This is a genomic window from Synechococcus lacustris str. Tous (genome assembly GCF_003011125.1).
GTDB classification, from domain to species: domain Bacteria; phylum Cyanobacteriota; class Cyanobacteriia; order PCC-6307; family Cyanobiaceae; genus Synechococcus_D; species Synechococcus_D lacustris.
In genome coordinates this window covers 1-17,758 of record NZ_PXVC01000047.1, presented here as the reverse complement: position 1 = coordinate 17,758, position 17,758 = coordinate 1, and the positions used below count along the sequence as shown (strand labels likewise).

19 protein-coding genes and 1 tRNA gene are annotated in these 17,758 nt (G+C 49.7%); 7 read left to right on the top strand and 13 right to left on the bottom strand.

Translation table 11 applies throughout. The annotated features are described in order from the left end of the window. Positions 1–25 precede the first annotated feature (25 nt). From C7K08_RS15500 to queA, 5 genes are all read left to right on the top strand, one after another. A complete protein-coding gene (locus C7K08_RS15500) occupies positions 26–202 on the top strand; it encodes a hypothetical protein (RefSeq protein ID WP_161955871.1) in 177 nt (58 codons plus the stop codon). A 574-nt stretch (positions 203–776) separates the two neighbouring features. Next, positions 777–1,658: a DUF1281 family ferredoxin-like fold protein gene (locus C7K08_RS09485; RefSeq protein ID WP_106500391.1), complete on the top strand. Its 882-nt coding sequence runs from the start codon at positions 777–779 to the stop codon at positions 1,656–1,658. Positions 1,659–1,879: 221 nt separating this feature from the next. Continuing rightward, on the top strand, positions 1,880–3,163 hold the full coding sequence (locus tag C7K08_RS09480) for a dihydrolipoamide acetyltransferase family protein (RefSeq protein WP_106500390.1): 1,284 nt from the start codon (positions 1,880–1,882) through the stop codon (positions 3,161–3,163). 12 nt (positions 3,164–3,175) lie between these two features. Continuing rightward, positions 3,176–5,029, top strand: coding sequence for an APC family permease (locus C7K08_RS09475; RefSeq protein WP_106500389.1), 1,854 nt, complete (start codon positions 3,176–3,178; stop codon positions 5,027–5,029). A 31-nt stretch (positions 5,030–5,060) separates the two neighbouring features. Then, positions 5,061–6,179 (top strand): tRNA preQ1(34) S-adenosylmethionine ribosyltransferase-isomerase QueA, encoded by a 1,119-nt coding sequence (queA, locus tag C7K08_RS09470; protein ID WP_106500393.1) that lies wholly within the window; start codon positions 5,061–5,063, stop codon positions 6,177–6,179. Here queA and C7K08_RS09465 read toward each other — a convergent pair. Genes C7K08_RS09465 through ptrA form a run of 4 tightly spaced genes read right to left on the bottom strand, consistent with a single transcriptional unit; the run spans position 6,176 to position 8,409 of the window. Further along, on the bottom strand, positions 6,176–6,775 hold the full coding sequence (locus C7K08_RS09465) for a superoxide dismutase (RefSeq protein ID WP_106500388.1): 600 nt from the start codon (positions 6,773–6,775) through the stop codon (positions 6,176–6,178). The genes queA and C7K08_RS09465 overlap by 4 nt on opposite strands. Positions 6,776–6,834: 59 nt before the next feature. Beyond that, positions 6,835–7,422 (bottom strand): FKBP-type peptidyl-prolyl cis-trans isomerase, encoded by a 588-nt coding sequence (locus C7K08_RS09460; protein ID WP_106500387.1) that lies wholly within the window; start codon positions 7,420–7,422, stop codon positions 6,835–6,837. Positions 7,423–7,449: 27 nt separating this feature from the next. Beyond that, positions 7,450–7,770, bottom strand: coding sequence for a phasin family protein (locus tag C7K08_RS09455; protein ID WP_106500386.1), 321 nt, complete (start codon positions 7,768–7,770; stop codon positions 7,450–7,452). A 24-nt stretch (positions 7,771–7,794) separates the two neighbouring features. Continuing rightward, positions 7,795–8,409 (bottom strand): Crp/Fnr family transcriptional regulator PtrA, encoded by a 615-nt coding sequence (gene ptrA, locus C7K08_RS09450; protein ID WP_106500392.1) that lies wholly within the window; start codon positions 8,407–8,409, stop codon positions 7,795–7,797. Positions 8,410–8,441: 32 nt separating this feature from the next. Between ptrA and C7K08_RS09445 the strand changes: the two genes are divergently transcribed. Further along, on the top strand, positions 8,442–9,935 hold the full coding sequence (locus C7K08_RS09445; protein WP_106500385.1) for an apolipoprotein N-acyltransferase: 1,494 nt from the start codon (positions 8,442–8,444) through the stop codon (positions 9,933–9,935). On the opposite strand, the gene C7K08_RS09440 is transcribed toward C7K08_RS09445, so the two are convergent. From C7K08_RS09440 to C7K08_RS09430, 3 genes are all read right to left on the bottom strand, one after another. Continuing rightward, entirely contained in the window at positions 9,904–10,998 is a 1,095-nt protein-coding gene (locus tag C7K08_RS09440; RefSeq protein ID WP_106500384.1) for an FKBP-type peptidyl-prolyl cis-trans isomerase, read from the bottom strand. The genes C7K08_RS09445 and C7K08_RS09440 overlap by 32 nt on opposite strands. Before the next feature lie 62 nt (positions 10,999–11,060). After that, positions 11,061–11,303, bottom strand: coding sequence for a hypothetical protein (locus tag C7K08_RS09435; RefSeq protein ID WP_106500383.1), 243 nt, complete (start codon positions 11,301–11,303; stop codon positions 11,061–11,063). Positions 11,304–11,312: 9 nt separating this feature from the next. Continuing rightward, entirely contained in the window at positions 11,313–11,627 is a 315-nt protein-coding gene (locus C7K08_RS09430; protein WP_161955870.1) for a hypothetical protein, read from the bottom strand. 288 nt (positions 11,628–11,915) lie between these two features. On the opposite strand from C7K08_RS09430, the gene C7K08_RS09420 reads away from it, so the two are divergent. Beyond that, entirely contained in the window at positions 11,916–13,016 is a 1,101-nt protein-coding gene (locus C7K08_RS09420; RefSeq protein ID WP_117434639.1) for a DMT family transporter, read from the top strand. Here C7K08_RS09420 and C7K08_RS09415 read toward each other — a convergent pair. The 6 genes from C7K08_RS09415 to ftsH form a co-directional block, all read right to left on the bottom strand. Continuing rightward, positions 13,013–13,876: a substrate-binding domain-containing protein gene (locus C7K08_RS09415; RefSeq protein ID WP_206603834.1), complete on the bottom strand. Its 864-nt coding sequence runs from the start codon at positions 13,874–13,876 to the stop codon at positions 13,013–13,015. The genes C7K08_RS09420 and C7K08_RS09415 overlap by 4 nt on opposite strands. Next, positions 13,877–14,569, bottom strand: a complete 693-nt coding sequence (locus C7K08_RS09410; RefSeq protein WP_106500378.1) for a cupin domain-containing protein — start codon at positions 14,567–14,569, stop codon at positions 13,877–13,879. It abuts the gene before it with no gap. 88 nt (positions 14,570–14,657) lie between these two features. Beyond that, a tRNA-Ala gene (locus C7K08_RS09405) sits at positions 14,658–14,730 on the bottom strand. A 19-nt stretch (positions 14,731–14,749) separates the two neighbouring features. Next, positions 14,750–15,373: a transcriptional repressor LexA gene (lexA, locus tag C7K08_RS09400; protein WP_106500377.1), complete on the bottom strand. Its 624-nt coding sequence runs from the start codon at positions 15,371–15,373 to the stop codon at positions 14,750–14,752. 48 nt (positions 15,374–15,421) lie between these two features. Then, a complete protein-coding gene (gene argF, locus C7K08_RS09395; protein WP_106500376.1) occupies positions 15,422–16,369 on the bottom strand; it encodes an ornithine carbamoyltransferase in 948 nt (315 codons plus the stop codon). Positions 16,370–16,389: 20 nt separating this feature from the next. Next, positions 16,390–17,758, bottom strand: a 1,369-nt coding sequence (gene ftsH / locus C7K08_RS09390) for an ATP-dependent zinc metalloprotease FtsH (protein ID WP_106500375.1), incomplete at its 5' end; no start/stop codon positions are given.

Sequence of the window (17,758 nt, the reverse complement as noted above, 5' to 3'; positions counted from 1 at the left end):
GTTTATAATAAAGGATGTGTAACACATGGATTTTCCAAAGCAGCAGTCAACTCATGATGAGGAGTACTCCCTTGAAGGTCCTCATGCTAATCCGTTTGAACCTTTTTCCTATGAGGAGGCTTGTGATTATGCTGAGACCCATGACTTATCAGATGAGGACTGCGATTTGATAAATTTTTACTTTACCCTGCTTGAAGATTGATGTTAGTTACTTACGATTTCTATTACACAAAAGCCATTTAAATACGAGTCTTAAGTCTTAGCATGAGTAGGCTATATTGCTGTGCCAGATGTACATCTGGCACAGCAATATAGCGGAGCGCAGGGTGTCATGCTATAATAGCTTTACAGCGAAAGACGCTCCAGCAGGGTTAGCGACCGCTTAATACAAATTAAATACTTTTTATTTCATTCACTCGCACAACTGTGCTTCTATTCCCTGTAGGTATTATTTGCCTTATCAGGTGATACATTAAAGCTTATTTTTATAAGTTATGACGACCGCAAACCGTCTGTAACCCCCTGCGTCGAAAACAGGGAGATTGCGTGGACTCATATTATTTTGCTTTTAATGACCTTTTCGCCTAATACAATGATTTCAATTACAGATATTACTCGTGGATTTAAAATATTTGATCGTGATATTGACACCTGGGTTTCAGAGGGATGGCTCCCTGAATATGTATGGTTCAATGGTCGCAGATATTGGGATAGCGATAAGTTCCTCGAATTCATGAGTCAATGAGCAGTACTTATTTAACCTACCCTTTTTTGTCATGCCTAGTTATTGCTCAAACTCACTTCAAATTTCCAATCTCACTGCGGAGCAAAAAAATCTTATTTCAAATACATTTATAAAGAAGCAGGAAACCTCTTCCCCTGAATGGGAAAGCCATTTCCTTGCTACTTTTTGCCCTGAACCAGATTACTCTGTTGTTCCTGTTGCTAAATGCTTTCCAGACCTTAATGCACAGTTTGCTGAAACACCAGAAGAAGCAATCACTGCATTGGTGAACAAGCCAGAAATTCATGAAGATTCTTGGTACGAATGGCGCTTACAGAATTGGGGTACCAAATGGGAGTTTTGTGATGTTACCTTGAATCCTGACACAGATGCATCAGAATTCAACTGTTCATTCTTAACTGCCTGGTCGCCTCCAATAGAAGGATTATTCAAGATTTCTACAAGGTTTCCAAATGCCTTATTTACTCTCTTCTACACGGAAGATGGTTGTGATTTTACTGGGGTTACTTTTCTAAAAGATGGTAAGGCATTTGACCAGGAGTTTCCTATCAGTAAAATTAGAAAATACTGGCTGAAGCAATTTCATCTAGATTTGTTTGAGCGCTCTCAAGCAGACGAAGCAGAAGAGGACGGTGATTTAATTGATGAACTAAATGATCTCTGGTGTGACCATGATTCTGATGCTATTGATAGCATATTAGATCCAGTTGCAGGCTGCCTTAAGCAATTGATTCTTTCTAGCAATCCACCATCTGAGCCGATTCAATTAATGATTGGATCTCAGCTGATTGAAGTTGGAATTGAGCCATGGGTTCCACCTGTGATTAGGTCGATGTCATTGGAGGATGCAACTAAACTTGTGCAGGAAACCTTCCAATCCATATCTAAGCCAGTTGCTCTTACTGCTTCATAGAGAGCAGCATCTAATCGCAGCTTGTAGCACTAGCGACCCAGGAGATACCTTCTGGGTCGCTTTTTATATCTTTGCCCTTTTGGCTTGTTGTGCCCGTATCGCCCGGGTTTTTACCCTGCAAAGTAAACTGGTCTTAATCCAGCTCACCAGGTCATTTGGGTATGACAATAATTGGAACAAGTGCTGGAACAGGACACCAAACCCACTGCTGGAACTGAGTTATGGCAACCTTCGAGATCTTCATGCCGGCCCTCAGTTCCACGATGACTGAGGGAAAAATCGTCGAATGGCTTAAGCAGCCTGGCGATCGGGTGGAACGGGGTGAATCGGTGCTGGTGGTGGAATCGGATAAGGCCGATATGGATGTGGAGTCGTTTGAGGCGGGTTTCCTTGGGGCAGTGCTACTGCCTGCTGGTAGCACCGCCCCGGTGGGTGAAACGATCGGCTTGGTGGTGGAAACAGAGGCGGAATTAGAAAATTTGCGGGCTAACGGCACCGCAACTCCATCTCCAACAGCCACTCCAACAGCAACAGCACCACCAGCTGCAGTTCCACCCCCTACACCGGCACCAGAAGTAAAAGTTGAACCCATAGCAGAGGTTGCCGCTGTGGGGGGCAACCGTGTAATTGCTAGCCCCAGGGCCCGCAAGCTGGCCCAACAGCTTGGTGTGAAGCTTGAGGGCTTGCAAGGTAGTGGTCCCCATGGCCGTTTGGTGGCGGCAGATGTGGAAAAAGCAGCCGGCAAGGTGCCAAGCATTGCTCCAGCATCAGCAGCTCCAGCAGCTCCAGCAGCAGCAGTTGTGCCCCTGCCCGCAGTTGTTGTGGCTGCTCCAGGTGAAACAAAACCCTTCAGCACGCTGCAGCAGGCGGTAAATCGCAACATGATGGCCAGCTTGGCCACCCCAAGCTTCCGGGTTGGTTACACAATTACCACTACTAAACTTGACGCTTTCTATAAACAAGTAAAGCCAAAAGGCGTAACCATGACTGCCCTTTTAGCAAAGGCAGTGGCCCTCACCCTGGTGCGCCATCCCCAGCTGAATGCCGCCTACAGCGACGCTGGCACCAGCTTCCCAACAGCGATAAATGTGGCGGTTGCGGTGGCCATGGAAGGTGGCGGGCTGCTTACGCCCGTGTTAGCCCAAGCGGATCGAGTTGATCTCTATAGCCTTTCGCGCAACTGGGCTGATCTTGTAGCTAGGGCCCGCACAAAACAACTCAAGCCAGAGGAATACAGCAGCGGCACTTTCACCCTTTCCAACCTGGGGATGTTTGGAGTTGATCGATTTGATGCAATCTTGCCCCCGGGCACTGGTGCGATCTTGGCGGTGGGAGCATCCAGGCCTGTGGTGGTGGCAAACAGCGACGGTTCAATTGCAGTTAAAGCTCAAATGCAGGTAAACATCACCGCTGATCACCGGGTGATCTATGGGGCAGATGCTGCTGCCTTCCTTAAAGATCTAGCCCTATTAATTGAAAACGATCCAGAAAGCCTGGCCCTTTAAAGGAGTGCTGATTTGATTTTACGTTTGCTGCAAACACTTGTTGGTAAGCCACTAGAGCGCCATCAAACGGAGGCAGCAACCCTGCCCAATTTTGAGGCACTTGCAATCCTTTCGTCCGATGCATTGTCATCGGTGGCCTATGGAACGGAAGCTGCCCTAGGGGTATTGGTGCTGGCGGGCAGTGGCGCTTTAAAACTGTCGATACCAATCACCTTGGCAATCATTGCCTTGGTGGCAATTGTGGTGCTCTCCTATCGCCAAACGATTGAGGCCTACCCCCAAGGCGGTGGCTCCTATGTGGTTGCGAGGGAAAACCTTGGCACCACAGCTTCTCTGGTGGCAGCGGCCTCGCTACTTATCGACTACGTGCTCACCGCCGCTGTGAGCCTGATGGCAGGCACCCAAGCGCTCAGTTCCCTGGTGCCCCAACTGTTGCCCCATGAGGTGAGCTTTTCATTGATATTGCTGGTGTTGGTGGGTTGGGCAAATCTGCGGGGCGTTAAGGATGCAGGCCGCTTATTTGCTTATCCCACCTATGCCTTTGTTGTGATGGTGGCACTTATGGCCATAGCGGGTGTGCTGAATTTGGCCTTTGGCCATGGTTTCCATGCTGATCCACCGCCACCGATAAAAGCATTGGAGCCATTGGGTTTGTTTTTGATACTGAGGGCCTTTAGTTCTGGCTGTTCTGCCATGACTGGCATTGAGGCCATCTCCAATGGGGTGAAGTTATTTAGGGCACCGGCTGCTGCCAATGCACGGCTCACGATGGTGGTGATGGGGGTGATACTTTCGCTGATGTTTTTCAGCGTTAGCGCCTTGGGTTATGCCTATGGCATTGCCCCAAATCCCAACCAAACTGTGATGGCCCAAATCGGCGGCCGCGTATTTGGAGAGGGCAGTATTTTGTTGTGGGCTTTGCAAATAGCTACGTTATTGATACTTGCCCTTGCTGCTAATACTTCATTTGCTGATTTTCCTCGGTTGGCAGCATTGCTGGCAAAGGATAGATTTTTGCCTAGGCAGATGGGCTGGGTTGGTGATCGATTGGTATTTCAAAATGGCATTTTATTTTTATTGTTAGCAGCTGGCCTTGTGATTGTTATTTGCCAAGGTGATACAAATATGGCGGTTAATCTATATGCCCTTGGTGTATTCACGGCGTTTACATTATCCCAGGCGGGTATGGTGCGCCATTGGTGGCGCTTAAAGGGTGAAGCATGGCTACAGCATTCACTGATGAATGCCCTTGGCGCATTAACAACATTCCTCGTTTTACTGGTGATTATTGTTAGTAAATTCAATGAAGGAGCGTGGTCTGTTGTAGTTGCTGTGCCACTAATTGTGTTGCTTTTAGCTGGGGTTAGGCGCCGCTATCGGGAGGTTTACGGGGCGATGGCACTGCCCGAGGGCTATAGGTCGAATTTGTGTTTACCAAAACGCACGGAACCAATCGGTAATCGCTCCATAGTTTGGGTGCCTTCGATCACAGAACCAACCCTTGATGCCTTGCGCTATGCCGCAGCTATTTCTGACCATGTGCTTGGAGTGTGGGTTAAATCAGACGAGGAGGATACAGCTGAGATAGAGGCGGCCTGGATTGCGGCTGTTGGCATTAACCCTGGCTTGGAATTACGCATTATGGAAAGCCCTGGTTCCTCTTTAGTTTCACCATTTGTGGATTGCGTTGAAGCCGAGGAAGACGCCTATCCAGAGCTGTTGCAAACGATTGTGATGCCCATGGCCATCCCCCGTAAACCATTTGATGGCCTGCTTTTAAATCAACGGGCCATCAATATGCGCCAGGCACTTGTTGATCAGCGCAATCGTGTATTTACGGTTGTTCGATATTATTTAAATAAATAGATTTTATTTGTTTGATCCAGTAATTAAGTTGATGCAGCAATTAAATCAAGACCAATTGCTCTCGGGTTATAACTTTGAATTGCCTGTTGAAGCGATCGCCCAGCGGCCCCTGGAGCCCCGCCATCGGGCCAGGATGCTGAAGGTGGAGGGCGGCGGCCAGGGTTGTAGCCATTTGCAGGTGTGGGATTTGGCGCAACAATTGCGTAAAGGTGATTTATTAGTTGTTAACAACACAAGGGTTTTGCGGGCCCGCCTTAAGGCGCGCCGTGCCACTGGTGGTTTGGTGGAACTTTTGGTGTTGGAGCCGGCAGCATTAGGCGGCGGCCAGTGGATATGCCTTGCTAAACCGGCCAAAAAATTAAAAGCCGGTGATTGGCTGGAGTTGGAGGCACCAGATCAGCCGCCCCAACGCTTGCAGGTGCTGGGCTGCAACGAGGCAAGTGGTGGGCGGATTTTGCAATTTCCAAGCGAATGCATTGATGCTGCTGCCTTAGAGCCGTTGCTGGTGCGATATGGATCGATGCCATTGCCCCCTTACATCCATCAACAGGATGCCAGCGATGATGAGCGGTATCAAACCCGTTTCGCATCCAGGCCTGGGGCGGTGGCGGCCCCAACCGCTGGTTTACATTTAAGTGATGAATTATTAGATGCTATTAGAGCTGGCGGTGTGGAAATTGCCAGCATTACTTTGCATGTGGGCCTTGGAACATTTAGGCCCCTTGAGATAGAAAACCTTAGTGGGCTGCAATTACACAGCGAATGGGTTGAGGTAACAGCGGATTTGGTGGCTGCCGTTGCGGCTTGCCGGGCTCGAGGCGGCAGGTTGATAGCTGTTGGCACCACTAGTGTGCGCAGCCTTGAAGCAGTAGCTCAATTGAATGGAGGGTTGCTGAAATCCCACTGCGGACCGGTGGATTTAGTAATCCAACCGGGATATAAATTTAAAGTTGTTGAAGGGTTACTCACGAATTTTCATTTGCCAAAAAGTTCGCTGTTGTTATTAGTTAGTGCCCTGATTGGCCGCGAGCGGTTAATGGCATTGTATCTAGAAGCAATTGAAAAAAAGTACCGCTTCTTTTCCTATGGTGATGCCATGTGGATCCCACCAGAAGCGGTACTTAATTCAGCTAAAAGTGAGGCCTGTTAAGCAGCTGCTAAATTAGCGGCAACAAAATCCCAGTTAACTAGCTTATCAAGGAAAGTTGCCATGTAATCAGGGCGACGATTTTGATAATCAAGGTAATAGGCGTGCTCCCACACATCCATGGTTAGAAGTGCTTTTTGGCCGTGGGCTAAAGGCAGATCTGCATTGGCGGTTTTAGTTACTTTCAAGCTGCCTGCATCCAATACCAGCCAGGCCCAGCCACTGCCGAATTGAGTGGCACCGGCGGTTTTAAATTGTTCAGAAAAGCTCTCAAAGCTACCGAAATCAGCATTGATCTTTTCGGCTAGGGCCCCGCTTGGCATGCCGCCACCTGCTGGCTTAATGCACTGCCAATAGAAGCTGTGGTTCCAAACTTGAGCGGCGTTATTAAACACACCAGCCTTGCTGGCATCACCAGCTACGGCAGTGATGGTTTCTTCCAGGCTTTTATCTGCGAGCTCAGTGCCCTCAACCAATTTATTCAGGTTGGTTACGTAGCCGGCATGGTGTTTGCCATGGTGAAATTCAAGGGTGCTCCTTGAAATATGGGGCTCGAGGGCATCGAGGCCGTAGGGCAGTGCGGGAAGACTGTGGGCCATGTTTAAAGCTGGGGGAAGACGTTTAGATCTTAACGATCGGGTTTGGTTTCTTTACGTGCCTAAGGGGCTACCTTCACCAGTTCCACTTCAAAAATCAGAGTGGCATTGGGGGGGATCACGCCGCCGGCACCCCTTTCGCCGTAGCCCAGATCTGGGGGGATTACAAGCTTGCGTTTGCCACCCACTTTCATGCCAGCAACCCCTTCATCCCAACCGCGGATAACCCGGCCAGCTCCGAGGGGGAAGTTAAAGGCTTCGTTGCGGCTGTAGCTGCTATCGAACTCTTTGCCATTGGTGAGGGTGCCGCGATAGTTCACCGAAACCTTGTCGCCACTTTTGGCCTCAGGGCCACTGCCAACAACTAGGTCGGTGATTTTTAAGCCTGAAGGGGTGGTGCGTTCCTTGGCGGCCACAAGGTCGTCCCCACCAAGGAGATCGGCGGCTTTGCCTTTGGCAATTTCAGTGTTGTCCGGTGCCATGGCAAAAAGAAGGGGGTTTGGGTCGTTTGGATCCAATTCAAAGGCAGCACGGCTTTGGGCCATAGGAGCTGCTGCGTTAACCATGGGAGTGGGGGCTATCAACTGGCTTGCTAGGGCCACCAATAGGCAGGCAACACACACGGCTGAACTGATCAAGATCTCGCGCATAACTTGGGGTGATCTGTGGGGATTCTGTCAGGCCTGTTGGCGCAGCTGCTGCTCTAGGCGATCGATGCGACCGCGCAGTTCATCAAGTTCCTTTTGGCGGGCTAGGCCCACATCTTGGAGGAAATTATCGAAATTACGTTCCAGTTGCCGTTCCGCTTGTTTTTCCACATCGGGATTTTCACCCCGCATGGCCGCTGTTACTTCATCTACTAGGGCTGTGGCTTGGTTTGGATCCAGGCGGCCGCTCAGCACCCAGTTTTGGGTAACGGCCCGCAGGCGCTCAACCACCAAATTGGTGGTGCCAAGGCCCCGCACTAAAAGTTGTTGCAGGGGATTTGCTGGGTCCATGGGGCTGGCGCTTCTCTAAGCGGTTTAGCGGGCTTTGCTCTTAACCACCAGAAAACGACCGGGTTCCATCAACAACCAACCCTCATCGCGCAACTGACCCATGAAGCGGGTAACGGTTACCCGGGTGGTGCCAAGGCTGCTGGCTAGTTCCTGATGGGTTAAACGCAGGCCAATGCGGCTGCCACCTTCACAGGGTTGGCCGTAGTCGTGGGCGAGCAACTCCAGGAAACCCCGCAGGCGATCATCAACCCGCCGTAAACCCATCAAGGCCAGCAGGGCTTCACTCTGGCGATAGCGACGGGCCATGGCCAGCAGCATCGCCCTGCTTAGGTTTGGATCATCGAGTAATTCATCCCAACGCAGGCAGAGCAGATCGGATTCGCTGAGGGTGATGGCTTCGTAGGGGGTAACTGCACTGAGGGGTTCGCCGAATGGTTCGTTGGGCCCCACTAAACCCAAGAGGGCTTCATCGCCACTCATATAAGAGGTAACTAGTTTGGTCATGCCGCGCACCACGAGCCATACGTGATCTTTCAGCAGGGGTATGGGGCTACCTGCCGGCATTGGCACTAGGTTGCGTTTACTGAAACTGCTTTCCAGCAATTCCCTGAGGCCTAAGTTGTCGCGACTGGCAACCATGCTCAGATGCATCGGAGAACACCGGCAAATGTATGAAGCAATACCTCGATAGCGGGCTAAGGAATGGGGGCAATCTGCTTAAGGATTGGCTAATAATTTCAAAATGGTGGGGATGGCTACCCCTAGGGGCGGGTGCATTGGCTGGTGTTGCCCTGCCACCACTGGGTTGGCCCTGGTTGTTGTGGATTGCGCTGCTGCCGCTTTGGCGTTTCGGGCCCAGGGGTGGTGCCGTTTGGGGTGCTGCGGCGGTGCTGGTGAGTCATCGCTGGCTACTGGCCTTGCATCCACTTACCTGGTTGGGGGTGCCTGCTGTTTTGAGTTTGCCTTTGGTGCTGCTGCTGTTGTTGATCTGTGCAGCAGCGGCAGCTTTATTGGTGGCGATGTGGTGCGGGGTGGTGCAATGGCTGGGGCCACGGCACTTGTACAGCGCTTGTTTTGCGGCCTTGTTGTGGGGGCTAACGGAAGTGCTACTTGCCAAGGGCCCATTGTTTTGGCTTGGTTTGGGTGCTGCTGCACTACCAGGAGATAGGCCCCTGGCTGGCTTGGCGGCATTTGGCGGGGCTGGATTAGTTGCTGCTGTGCAGTTGTTAATCAGTTGGTTGCTGTGGCGGCAAGCCTGGCCCTTGCTGCTGTTTGTGGTGCTTACAGCCCATGGCCTTGGTGCTGCTGCCCTTGCTCTTAATAGTGATGTGGGTAGCAGCCAAAAATTGCAGCTGGAGCTGGTGCAACCGGCATTACCAACCCGTCAAAAATTTGAGTGGCAACAACAACAACAACAACGGCAACTTGTAGAAAAAGGCTTTCGCCAGGCGGAGCGAGATGGCTCAGTGGCGGTGTTATTGCCAGAGGGGGCACTGCTTGAGGCAGATAAACCGGAAGAAGCTAAAACTGAGCTTGAAATTGGTTTGTTAAGTGGTGGATTTAGGCGCGAAGATTTAGAAGATCGCAGCAGTTTGTTGTGGTTTCCCGCTGGGGCAGCAACAGCACAAAATTGGTTGGATAAACATCGGCTAGTGCCCTTGGGTGAATGGGTGCCGGGGGGGCAGTGGAGTGGCCTTTCGGCGGTGGGGGGGCTACAGCCAGGTGCTGCTTCAAGGCTATTGGTTTTACCAGAACCGATCGGACGATTAGCAGCAGCAATCTGTTATGAAATTAGCGATGGAGAAGCATTAGCAAGGGCTACAAGCTTAGGCGCTGAATGGTTATTAACAGTGGCTAATCTTGATCCATATCCAATACAATTACAAAAACAATTTATTTCCTTGGCCCAATTAAGGGCAATTGAAACAGGTCGCTGGCTTGTGAGTGTTGCTAATACTGGGCCCACGGCTGCTGTGGATCCAAGTGGCGGGGTAATAAAGGTATTGCCAAGCCAAAAGGCTGGGGTTGGTAGCATCAAAATAGAGCGTATATCAAAACAAACTTTATACGTTATATTTACTGAAAAGCCATTATTAATGCTATTGGTTATTAGCGCTTTGTGCTGCTTACGATTTAATAAATCGTTGCGGAGCGACCCTCTTTGAAGCCATAGAGTATGAAATGTTCGGCAGCGCTATCACGGAAAAGGTAAGACTGCGCAACGCCAGGATTTGCAGCGAGGTAGGCAGCATCATTAAAACGATCGATTGACCTTCCTTCTTTAAAACCAAACAGGAAGAAATGTTTAGAAGCTAATTCTAAATTGTTACCGATTATTTGAGTGAGATCGGCATGGGATGCGAGGTAATCGTAGCTGATTTGAGTTTTACGCTTTGCTTGAGCTTCTGGTGCAATAATATTTGAATTTGAATTTAGGCCTGTGATTGGATCTGCCAGATCAAGAAAAGCCTTTTTCGCATCAAAGTTAGTTGAAGATATGCCTGAAAGAAGGGTGCTGTTGCCATTTGCATAGGTTATTAATAAACCATCAGCGGAATCTACTAAGCTGCGTTGCGAAGTTGAAGTTTCAATCAGTTTATCACCTTCGGCTGTATTGAAGTCGGTAATTATGTCTTTACCAGCTGAGAGGAGAAAAGTGTCGGCACCTAAGCCACCAACCAGTAGATCATTATTAATGCTGCCGTTAAGAATATCGTTACCAGCCGCTGCAAGGATTGCACCTCCTTTTGGGCCAATGCTGAGTTGATCATCACTATCTAAACCTTTTAGATCAGGTTCTTGGCTGCTGGAACTTTCTTGATAGGCCTTAAGTGTGGCTGCAGGTACACCAAATTGAATGGCGCTAAGCCTTTCGGAGGCTGTGCTGTTTGTTCTACCAAGAACTTCAACCTGGAAATTAAGGGGGCTATTGGCTGGAATTGAGCTAGGGGGATTGCTGCCATAGGCTTGATCTGCAGGGATGCTAAGCATCACTACATCACCAACATTCACGCCCAATAAACCAGTATCCCAGCCTTTGATTACTGTGCCGGCACCAAGCTGAAAACTAAATTCAGGTTTGAGCCCATCGGCATTGCTATCGAATACGGTGCCATGTAGCAGTTTGCCGGTGTAGCGCACCGAAATGGTGTCACCCACCTGGCTTGCCACACCGTTGAGATCGCGGAGGTATGTGCGTTCTACTCCGCCGCTTAAGTTTTCAGCCATTGGTTGAAATATGTATGTAATAGAAATAGCTTACATTCTTTCTGAGAAGCGTGCAGGGCATTTCAGGTTTGTTTTTGAACGCAAACTAATTGCGAATAGCAACTAGTTTCGGCATTTGCATTGTGGCCATCACTGTTGAAATCCACTTCAAACCAATAGCTAAGGCCATCGGGGCTGCGTTTTTGCACCCTAAAAGCAAGCATGCCTTTTGGTTCTAGGGCGAGTTTTAGGGCATCAGCACTGCAGCCGGGGCAATCAAGCGTTAGTGGATCGCATCCTTCTGCACTGATTATGTATTTAGGCATTTTTTGTGTTTACCAAACTTCAGGGCAAACTTTTGCCATTGCAGCCGACAAACCACTAAAAAAAGACTGAGATGGTTTTTCGGTGCCAACGCCAGCTTGGAATCTGAGTTTAGTTATTTTTTCAACATAGGCATTATTAAATTTGGATAAACCCTTGTTGTTTTCGGCTTTACCTACTGCGCAACGCTGTTCAAGGTTTGATTTTTCTTCAAGAAATTCATCCCTATACTGCTGCCAGGCTTGTTGTGTGGGTTGAGCAAAAGCGATTGAACCATTAAAGCAATACAAGCAAATTGTAACAAGAAAGAAATTGATTTTATGCATTTTTACCATGATGACTTGCTGGAACCATAATTATAGCAGCCGTGGCGATCGCAATTTGGTGTTGGAGTGTTGTTAAATTCATCCACCCAATTCTTTTTAACCGATTCCAGATCTGTGGTTTCTATTCTATTCTCATCGGCCAGCACTGGGTGAATCAAAAAAAGCGCTGCAGAAATACAAATAATCCTGAGGGGGTTAGCTATAGTATCCAAAAGGATGTGCATTAATATTATCCAAACGGCATATATATGATATATATGCAAAATCTCTTTGCAATGGGTTTTTTAAATGGAGCCAAGCGGATTCGAACCGCTGACCCCTCACACTATGCAAATTTTTTTGTCTTCATACTGGTTGCACCGCAGCTATTTTGCCTGTTTTCCCAAAGTACAATGCGCTAAAAGATGCGCCAAACTCCAGCAAATGATTCCATCAAGATTGGCTCCATTAGCTCTCTTGGGTTATGTGCTATTGCGCGGCTGTGATGCCAGTGTCCTGAAGTGGCTGCAGGAAAGGGGGGCCGCCACGCTGCTTCGAACAGCAGGAGGAGAGGATCCAATCAGTTTTGGCAATGTCTTTTTCTTTTCCAATCTGGCCACGGGACTGGTTGTGTTGCTGCTGGATCGGAGGCGCCTGCAGCATCAATTGCCACAACTTGTGCTCCGCGATCGAAGCCTTTTGTGTTTGCGTAGTGCGCTGGGTAGCTTGATTGGTCCGATCTGTTATTTCCTGGTGCTTCAAAGATTGACCGTTATCAGCCAGACGTTGCTTTTCACGTTGATTCTCCCCGTCACTGCCCTGCTTGCACATCTGCTCCTGCGAGAACCTCTGCCCAAGCGATTCGGGTTCAGTTTCGCGTTGCTGCCGTTGGGATTGCTGATCACTCGTAATGTTGATCCCTCGTTATCTTCCGCTGCGCCCTGGAGTGGCCTGGATCCTGTCGGTCTTGCCTTGGGCTTTCTCAGCGTGTTGGCCTTTTCTGCTTCCGGGGTTCTGAATCGGGTAGTGGTGGTAAAGGGTTGGGGTGCAGGCCTGACTATTGGCCTGACAAATCTGTTGGCAGCGTTGGTCTTTGGGACGATCACACTTGTTTTTTTCGGTCCAGAGCAGTTTCTTCATCTGCACTGGTGGTGGTTGCTTGGTCTCCTTTTGGTATACACAGCTTGCATTAATCTCGGCGGTGAACTTCTGCTATTAATGAGTTATCGCGGGCTGGGCGCCATCACGGTAGCTCTGTGGGGAAATGCAGGAATATTCGTGTCGTTAGTGAGTGCCTATCTGCTGCTTGGCGAAGCACTCAATGCGCGCACCTTGATGGGGGCTTTATTGATTTTGGCGGCATTACTTATGGCAGGCGCGAAGCCAGTTAGCAATCCTGAGGTGGCCTAGCGCACATACCCGTAGCTACGCATTAGTTTTTGCGCTGCGTCGGAGATTAGATATTGAATGAAAGATGAGGCTTGTGGATCCGCAGATGACGACAGAGCAATATTTAGATCTCTCCAAATACTGCGATTACTCGAGATGGGTATTGCCTGGAGCACCTTGGGATTGTCAATGGCCCATTCAGGCCAGGTGATCCAGGCATCGGCATCAAGCTCCTTGAATGCCTTAAAGCTGGCACCAGAACCCGTTGAAAAGGCCACGATATTGCGGCGAAAGCGCTTTACATCCTCCAGATTTCCAAGGCGCCCGGCGATGTCTTCCCAAGTGCCTGTGCCCGATGTGTTTGCAATACCAGATCCTTCGGTAACAACGATGCGGATGCCTGGCTGGAGCAAATCCGCAAACTTTTGAATACGGCGTGGATTTCCATTTTTAACGGCAATGATGGCAGGACGTAGATAAATTGGGACAACACTTTTCGATGGGAAGCTGGGAAACGATTGTAGAAATGCGGTCATTGATTGTTCTGAAGTTCCCCAGATGATGTCTGCATCGACCTGTGCTTGTTTGGACCAGGATGGTTCTGTTCCGCAGACGATCTTGACCTTTGCACCCTTGCCCCTTTCCCATGCATCTGCCACTTTGCGCAAGGCATTTTGCGGGCCGCAGGCACCATAAAGTCTGATTACACCATCTAGGGATTGGTTGCGGTTTACTTCTGTGGGAGATGGCTGGCTTTGAGCCATAGACGCAGAAGGCACCAGGATGGCGGTGAACGCCAGAAGGGTGTAAAGGATTCGGTGCATAGCAACTCCAGCTTGGTAGGTAGATTTATTCAGTAAGTTGTGTAAGGAATTAGTCATTTATATAAGTCCGTCTTTTACAATTAAAATAAGGCTCTTTGGCTTTGCGTTGCAGGAGACATTACTGCTTGAAGCACAATCTTTATCGTTTTTTCTAACTTGAATCAGAGAATCGCCGAGTTCAAAAGTTTTGAAACCAACCGGAAAGGATAGTGAGAGGACGGCCGTTTGAGCGCCGACAGTTTCGGTCCAATGGGTCATCCCGGCAGGGAGAAAAGCAACCATCCCTGGCGTTAGAACTTCTACATGAACTTGACCTTTTTCGTCAATTAGGTATGTCTTTGCTTTCCCGGAGATAAGAATTTGCTGTTCCCAGGTGTCATGCCAGTGTGGTGCACGGGCTGCCCCAGACTTGATTTCTATTAACGCTGAATCGGTGTTAGAAACTTCCAGATCCTTTTTTTTGCAATATGCAACCGTGCCGCCTTCATATTGGCTGACGCCAACACTACTGGGATCGCAAGCAAACCTAAGCGCTCCAGCTGGCTTTGAAGACGATCCAGAGTATTTAAGTTGTGAAATATTCGGGGCAAGAGCCTCGGCAACTTTCGCAAATTCTTTGCCGCTGGCGGAGCTTTTCGAGACCCCATTGTGCTGCTGCTCCCGAGCATTTACAGGGGATAAACCGTTGCAAGAAATTAATAATACAAAACTTAAAACTAACGCAATAATACTTAGTTTTTTGATTTTCATTGAATCATGTTTTAAACACTAAGCGTAACAAATACTCCAGCCATTGCAGTGAGTGAGACATTAAAAACCAGACCTGGATTTTTAAAAATGGAGCCAAGCGGATTCGAACCGCTGACCCCCTGCATGCCATGCAGGTGCTCTACCAGCTGAGCTATGGCCCCGTGTGATTGAGCTTACACCTCAGACCTGCCTCCACACAGCCACCAGTTTTCCTTGCACTGTTACCTGTTCTGCCGGCAAGGTAATGGGCGAATAACGCTGGTTGGCGGCCTCTAGCCGCACTTGATCACCATCGAGGTGGAAATACTTGAGGGTGGTGCCAGTGCCTGCCACCAAGGCGCTAACGATGGTGCCAGCCTTCAGCCGGTTCAGCTCCTTCACGGGTTCCATCAACACCACATCACCATCGGCGATATGGGCATCTTCCATGCTGTCGCCATTCACGGTGAGCGCAAATAAACCGCGACGTTCCAGGAGGGGCTGTAGGTGGAGGTGTTCTTCCACATCATGGAAGGTTTCCACTAGGCCGCCCGCGGCAACACTGCCAAGCACTGGAATCCCCAAGCTCTGTTGAGCCTCGCCAAGCAGTTGCAGGGTGCGGGCCTGGCCTTCATTCCAGGTGATCCAACCCTTTTGCTGCAGATGCCGCAGGCGGCTTTGCACAGGGGCAGGGGAACGCAAGCCCATGGCAGCCATCATCTGCCGTATTGATGGGCTGTGGCGGTGCTCATTGATGAAGCCACTCAACCAGTCGTAGAGCTCCTGCTGGGCGGTGGTGAGCTCCTGTGGTGCCGAATTAGCCAAGCCATGCGTTGTAGCTAATACAGATGTACCGTGCCGCAGGCGATTTGTCTAGCCTCCCAGCAGTGCCGCCAGTAGGGCCTGTTGGGCGTGTAAGCGATTTTCGGCTTGATCAAAAATTCGGCTGGCCTTACATTCCATCGCTTCTGCGCTGATTTCAAGCCCCCGGTAGGCAGGTAGGCAATGGAGCACTATTGCCTCTGGATTTGCAAGTGCAAGTAATTCTTTATTCAGGCACCAACCACTAAAAGCTTGTTCCCGTTCTTCTTTTTCTTCCTCTTGACCCATCGATGCCCACACATCGGTGTAAATAGCATCTGCCCCTTGCACAGTTGCATCGGGTTCGTGTAGCACCTCAATGGAACACTTGCCGGCTGCCAGTTGTTGAGCATGCTCAAGCACCCCTGGCTCCGGTTCAAATCCTTCAGGGCAGCCAATTCTTACGTTTACACCTAACAGTGCACCACAGAGCATTAATGAATGGGCCACATTATTGCCATCACCCACATAACTAAGCGTTTTTCCATCTAACGGTCCGCAGTTTTCCTGCAGGGTTTGGTAATCAGCTAGGGCTTGGCAGGGATGTTCGAGATCCGTTAGGGCATTGATCACTGGAATAGATGCCCAATGGGCATATTCCTCAAGTTCAGCTTGGCCGAAGGTGCGCACGGCAAGTGCATCCACATAACGGCTTAAAACCCGAGCCGTATCAGCCACCGGTTCGCCCCTACCCACCTGGCTTACCGATGGATTTAGGTCGATTGTTTGCCCCCCCAGCCGTGCCATAGCAACCGTGAAGCTCACCCGGGTGCGGGTGGAGGCCTTGCTAAAAATTAAACCGAGTGTGCGGCCTTGGAGGTTGATCTTTAATTCACCAGTTTTTAATGCCGCCGCCAGCTGCAGCAATTCACTGGTTTGCTCCGCAGTGATTTGGGCTGATGAAAGAAAATCCTTACCTTGAAGCTCCCCAAGGGTGGGGTAGCGCTGGCTGATCAACATCAGCTGAGCCCAAAGAACCCTTATGCGGGATTAAGGGCCCCAACGTCAAGGGGTAGGGAGCTACTGGCCAATAGTTCTTTGAGCTCATCACCTTCAATTACTTCTTTTTCAAGAATTCGTTGGGCAATATTTTCGAGTAGATCACGGTTGGAATTAAGGATATCCAGGGCGGTGTTGTGTCCCCTATCCACCAGGGCCCGCACTTCCTTATCAATTGCTAAGGCGGTTGCATCACTCACCACGCGGCGGGGGTTATTGCCTTGGCCAAGGAAACGGTTACCGCCCTGTTTGTCGTAGGCAAGGGGGCCGAGGGTGTCGCTCATGCCGTAGGTGCCCACCATTTGTTCAGCGATATCTGTGGCCCGCTGCAGGTCGTTGGCGGCGCCTGTTGTGATCTTGCCAAATACCACTTCTTCGGCGGAACGGCCCCCCAGGAGGGTGGCGATTTGGCCTTGTAGGTCCTCGCGGGAATTGAGGAAGCGATCTTCAGTTGGTAGTTGCAAGGTGTAGCCGAGGGCGCTCATACCCCTTGGCACAATTGAAATCTTGGCAACTTTGCTGCCACCTGGCATCAGGTGGCCAACAATTGCATGGCCCACTTCGTGGTAAGCCACAACTCGCTTTTCGTCGTCTTGTAGAACACGGCTGCGTTTCTCAAGCCCCGCCACCACCCGTTCAATCGCTTCATTTAAATCAGCTTGTTCAACGGTGGTGCGATAGGCGCGGGCTGCAAGCAGGGCCCCTTCATTAACTAGATTTGCTAAATCAGCACCTGCAAATCCACTGGTGGCAGCAGCGATTTTTTGAAGATCAACGGATTCTGAAAGTTTTACTTTATTTGCATAGATCTGCAAAATTGTTAGCCTTCCAGATAGATCAGGGCGATCAACTAATACCTGGCGATCAAATCTACCTGGCCTTAGTAAAGCGGCATCAAGGGTTTCTGGTTGGTTTGTTGCTGCGATAACAATTACTGGTTTGTCTTTAGAGGCAAAGCCATCCATTTCTGTGAGCAGTTGATTAAGGGTTTGTTCCCGTTCGTCGTTACCACCCACAACGCCCATTGAACCGGAACGGCTTTTGCCGATTGCATCCAATTCATCAATAAAGATTATGCAGGGTGCTTTCTTCTTGGCCTGTTCAAATAAATCCCTCACCCTTGCGGCACCGGCCCCCACAAACAGTTCAACAAATTCTGAGCCTGAAATAATAAAGAAGGGCACATCTGCTTCGCCAGCAACCGCTTTTGAGAGCAGTGTTTTGCCAGTTCCTGGAGGGCCCACCAGCAGCACACCTTTTGGAATCCGTGCACCAATTTCGGTGTAGCGTTCAGGTTTTTTAAGGAAATCAACTATTTCGGTTAGTTCGGCTTTTGCTTCATCCACACCA

Coding starts and splice junctions, on each gene's coding strand:
- C7K08_RS09410 (WP_106500378.1), bottom strand. CDS start 14,569: ATGAAAATCAAAAAACTAAGTATTATTGCGTTAGTTTTAAGTTTTGTA.
- C7K08_RS15500 (WP_161955871.1), top strand. CDS start 26: ATGGATTTTCCAAAGCAGCAGTCAACTCATGATGAGGAGTACTCCCTT.
- C7K08_RS09415 (WP_206603834.1), bottom strand. CDS start 13,876: ATGACTAATTCCTTACACAACTTACTGAATAAATCTACCTACCAAGCT.
- C7K08_RS09445 (WP_106500385.1), top strand. CDS start 8,442: ATGAAGCAATACCTCGATAGCGGGCTAAGGAATGGGGGCAATCTGCTT.
- queA (WP_106500393.1), top strand. CDS start 5,061: ATGCAGCAATTAAATCAAGACCAATTGCTCTCGGGTTATAACTTTGAA.
- C7K08_RS09480 (WP_106500390.1), top strand. CDS start 1,880: ATGGCAACCTTCGAGATCTTCATGCCGGCCCTCAGTTCCACGATGACT.
- C7K08_RS09460 (WP_106500387.1), bottom strand. CDS start 7,422: ATGCGCGAGATCTTGATCAGTTCAGCCGTGTGTGTTGCCTGCCTATTG.
- argF (WP_106500376.1), bottom strand. CDS start 16,369: ATGTTGATCAGCCAGCGCTACCCCACCCTTGGGGAGCTTCAAGGTAAG.
- C7K08_RS09430 (WP_161955870.1), bottom strand. CDS start 11,627: ATGCATAAAATCAATTTCTTTCTTGTTACAATTTGCTTGTATTGCTTT.
- C7K08_RS09435 (WP_106500383.1), bottom strand. CDS start 11,303: ATGCCTAAATACATAATCAGTGCAGAAGGATGCGATCCACTAACGCTT.
- C7K08_RS09420 (WP_117434639.1), top strand. CDS start 11,916: ATGGAGCCAAGCGGATTCGAACCGCTGACCCCTCACACTATGCAAATT.
- C7K08_RS09485 (WP_106500391.1), top strand. CDS start 777: ATGCCTAGTTATTGCTCAAACTCACTTCAAATTTCCAATCTCACTGCG.
- C7K08_RS09455 (WP_106500386.1), bottom strand. CDS start 7,770: ATGGACCCAGCAAATCCCCTGCAACAACTTTTAGTGCGGGGCCTTGGC.
- ptrA (WP_106500392.1), bottom strand. CDS start 8,409: ATGGTTGCCAGTCGCGACAACTTAGGCCTCAGGGAATTGCTGGAAAGC.
- C7K08_RS09440 (WP_106500384.1), bottom strand. CDS start 10,998: ATGGCTGAAAACTTAAGCGGCGGAGTAGAACGCACATACCTCCGCGAT.
- C7K08_RS09465 (WP_106500388.1), bottom strand. CDS start 6,775: ATGGCCCACAGTCTTCCCGCACTGCCCTACGGCCTCGATGCCCTCGAG.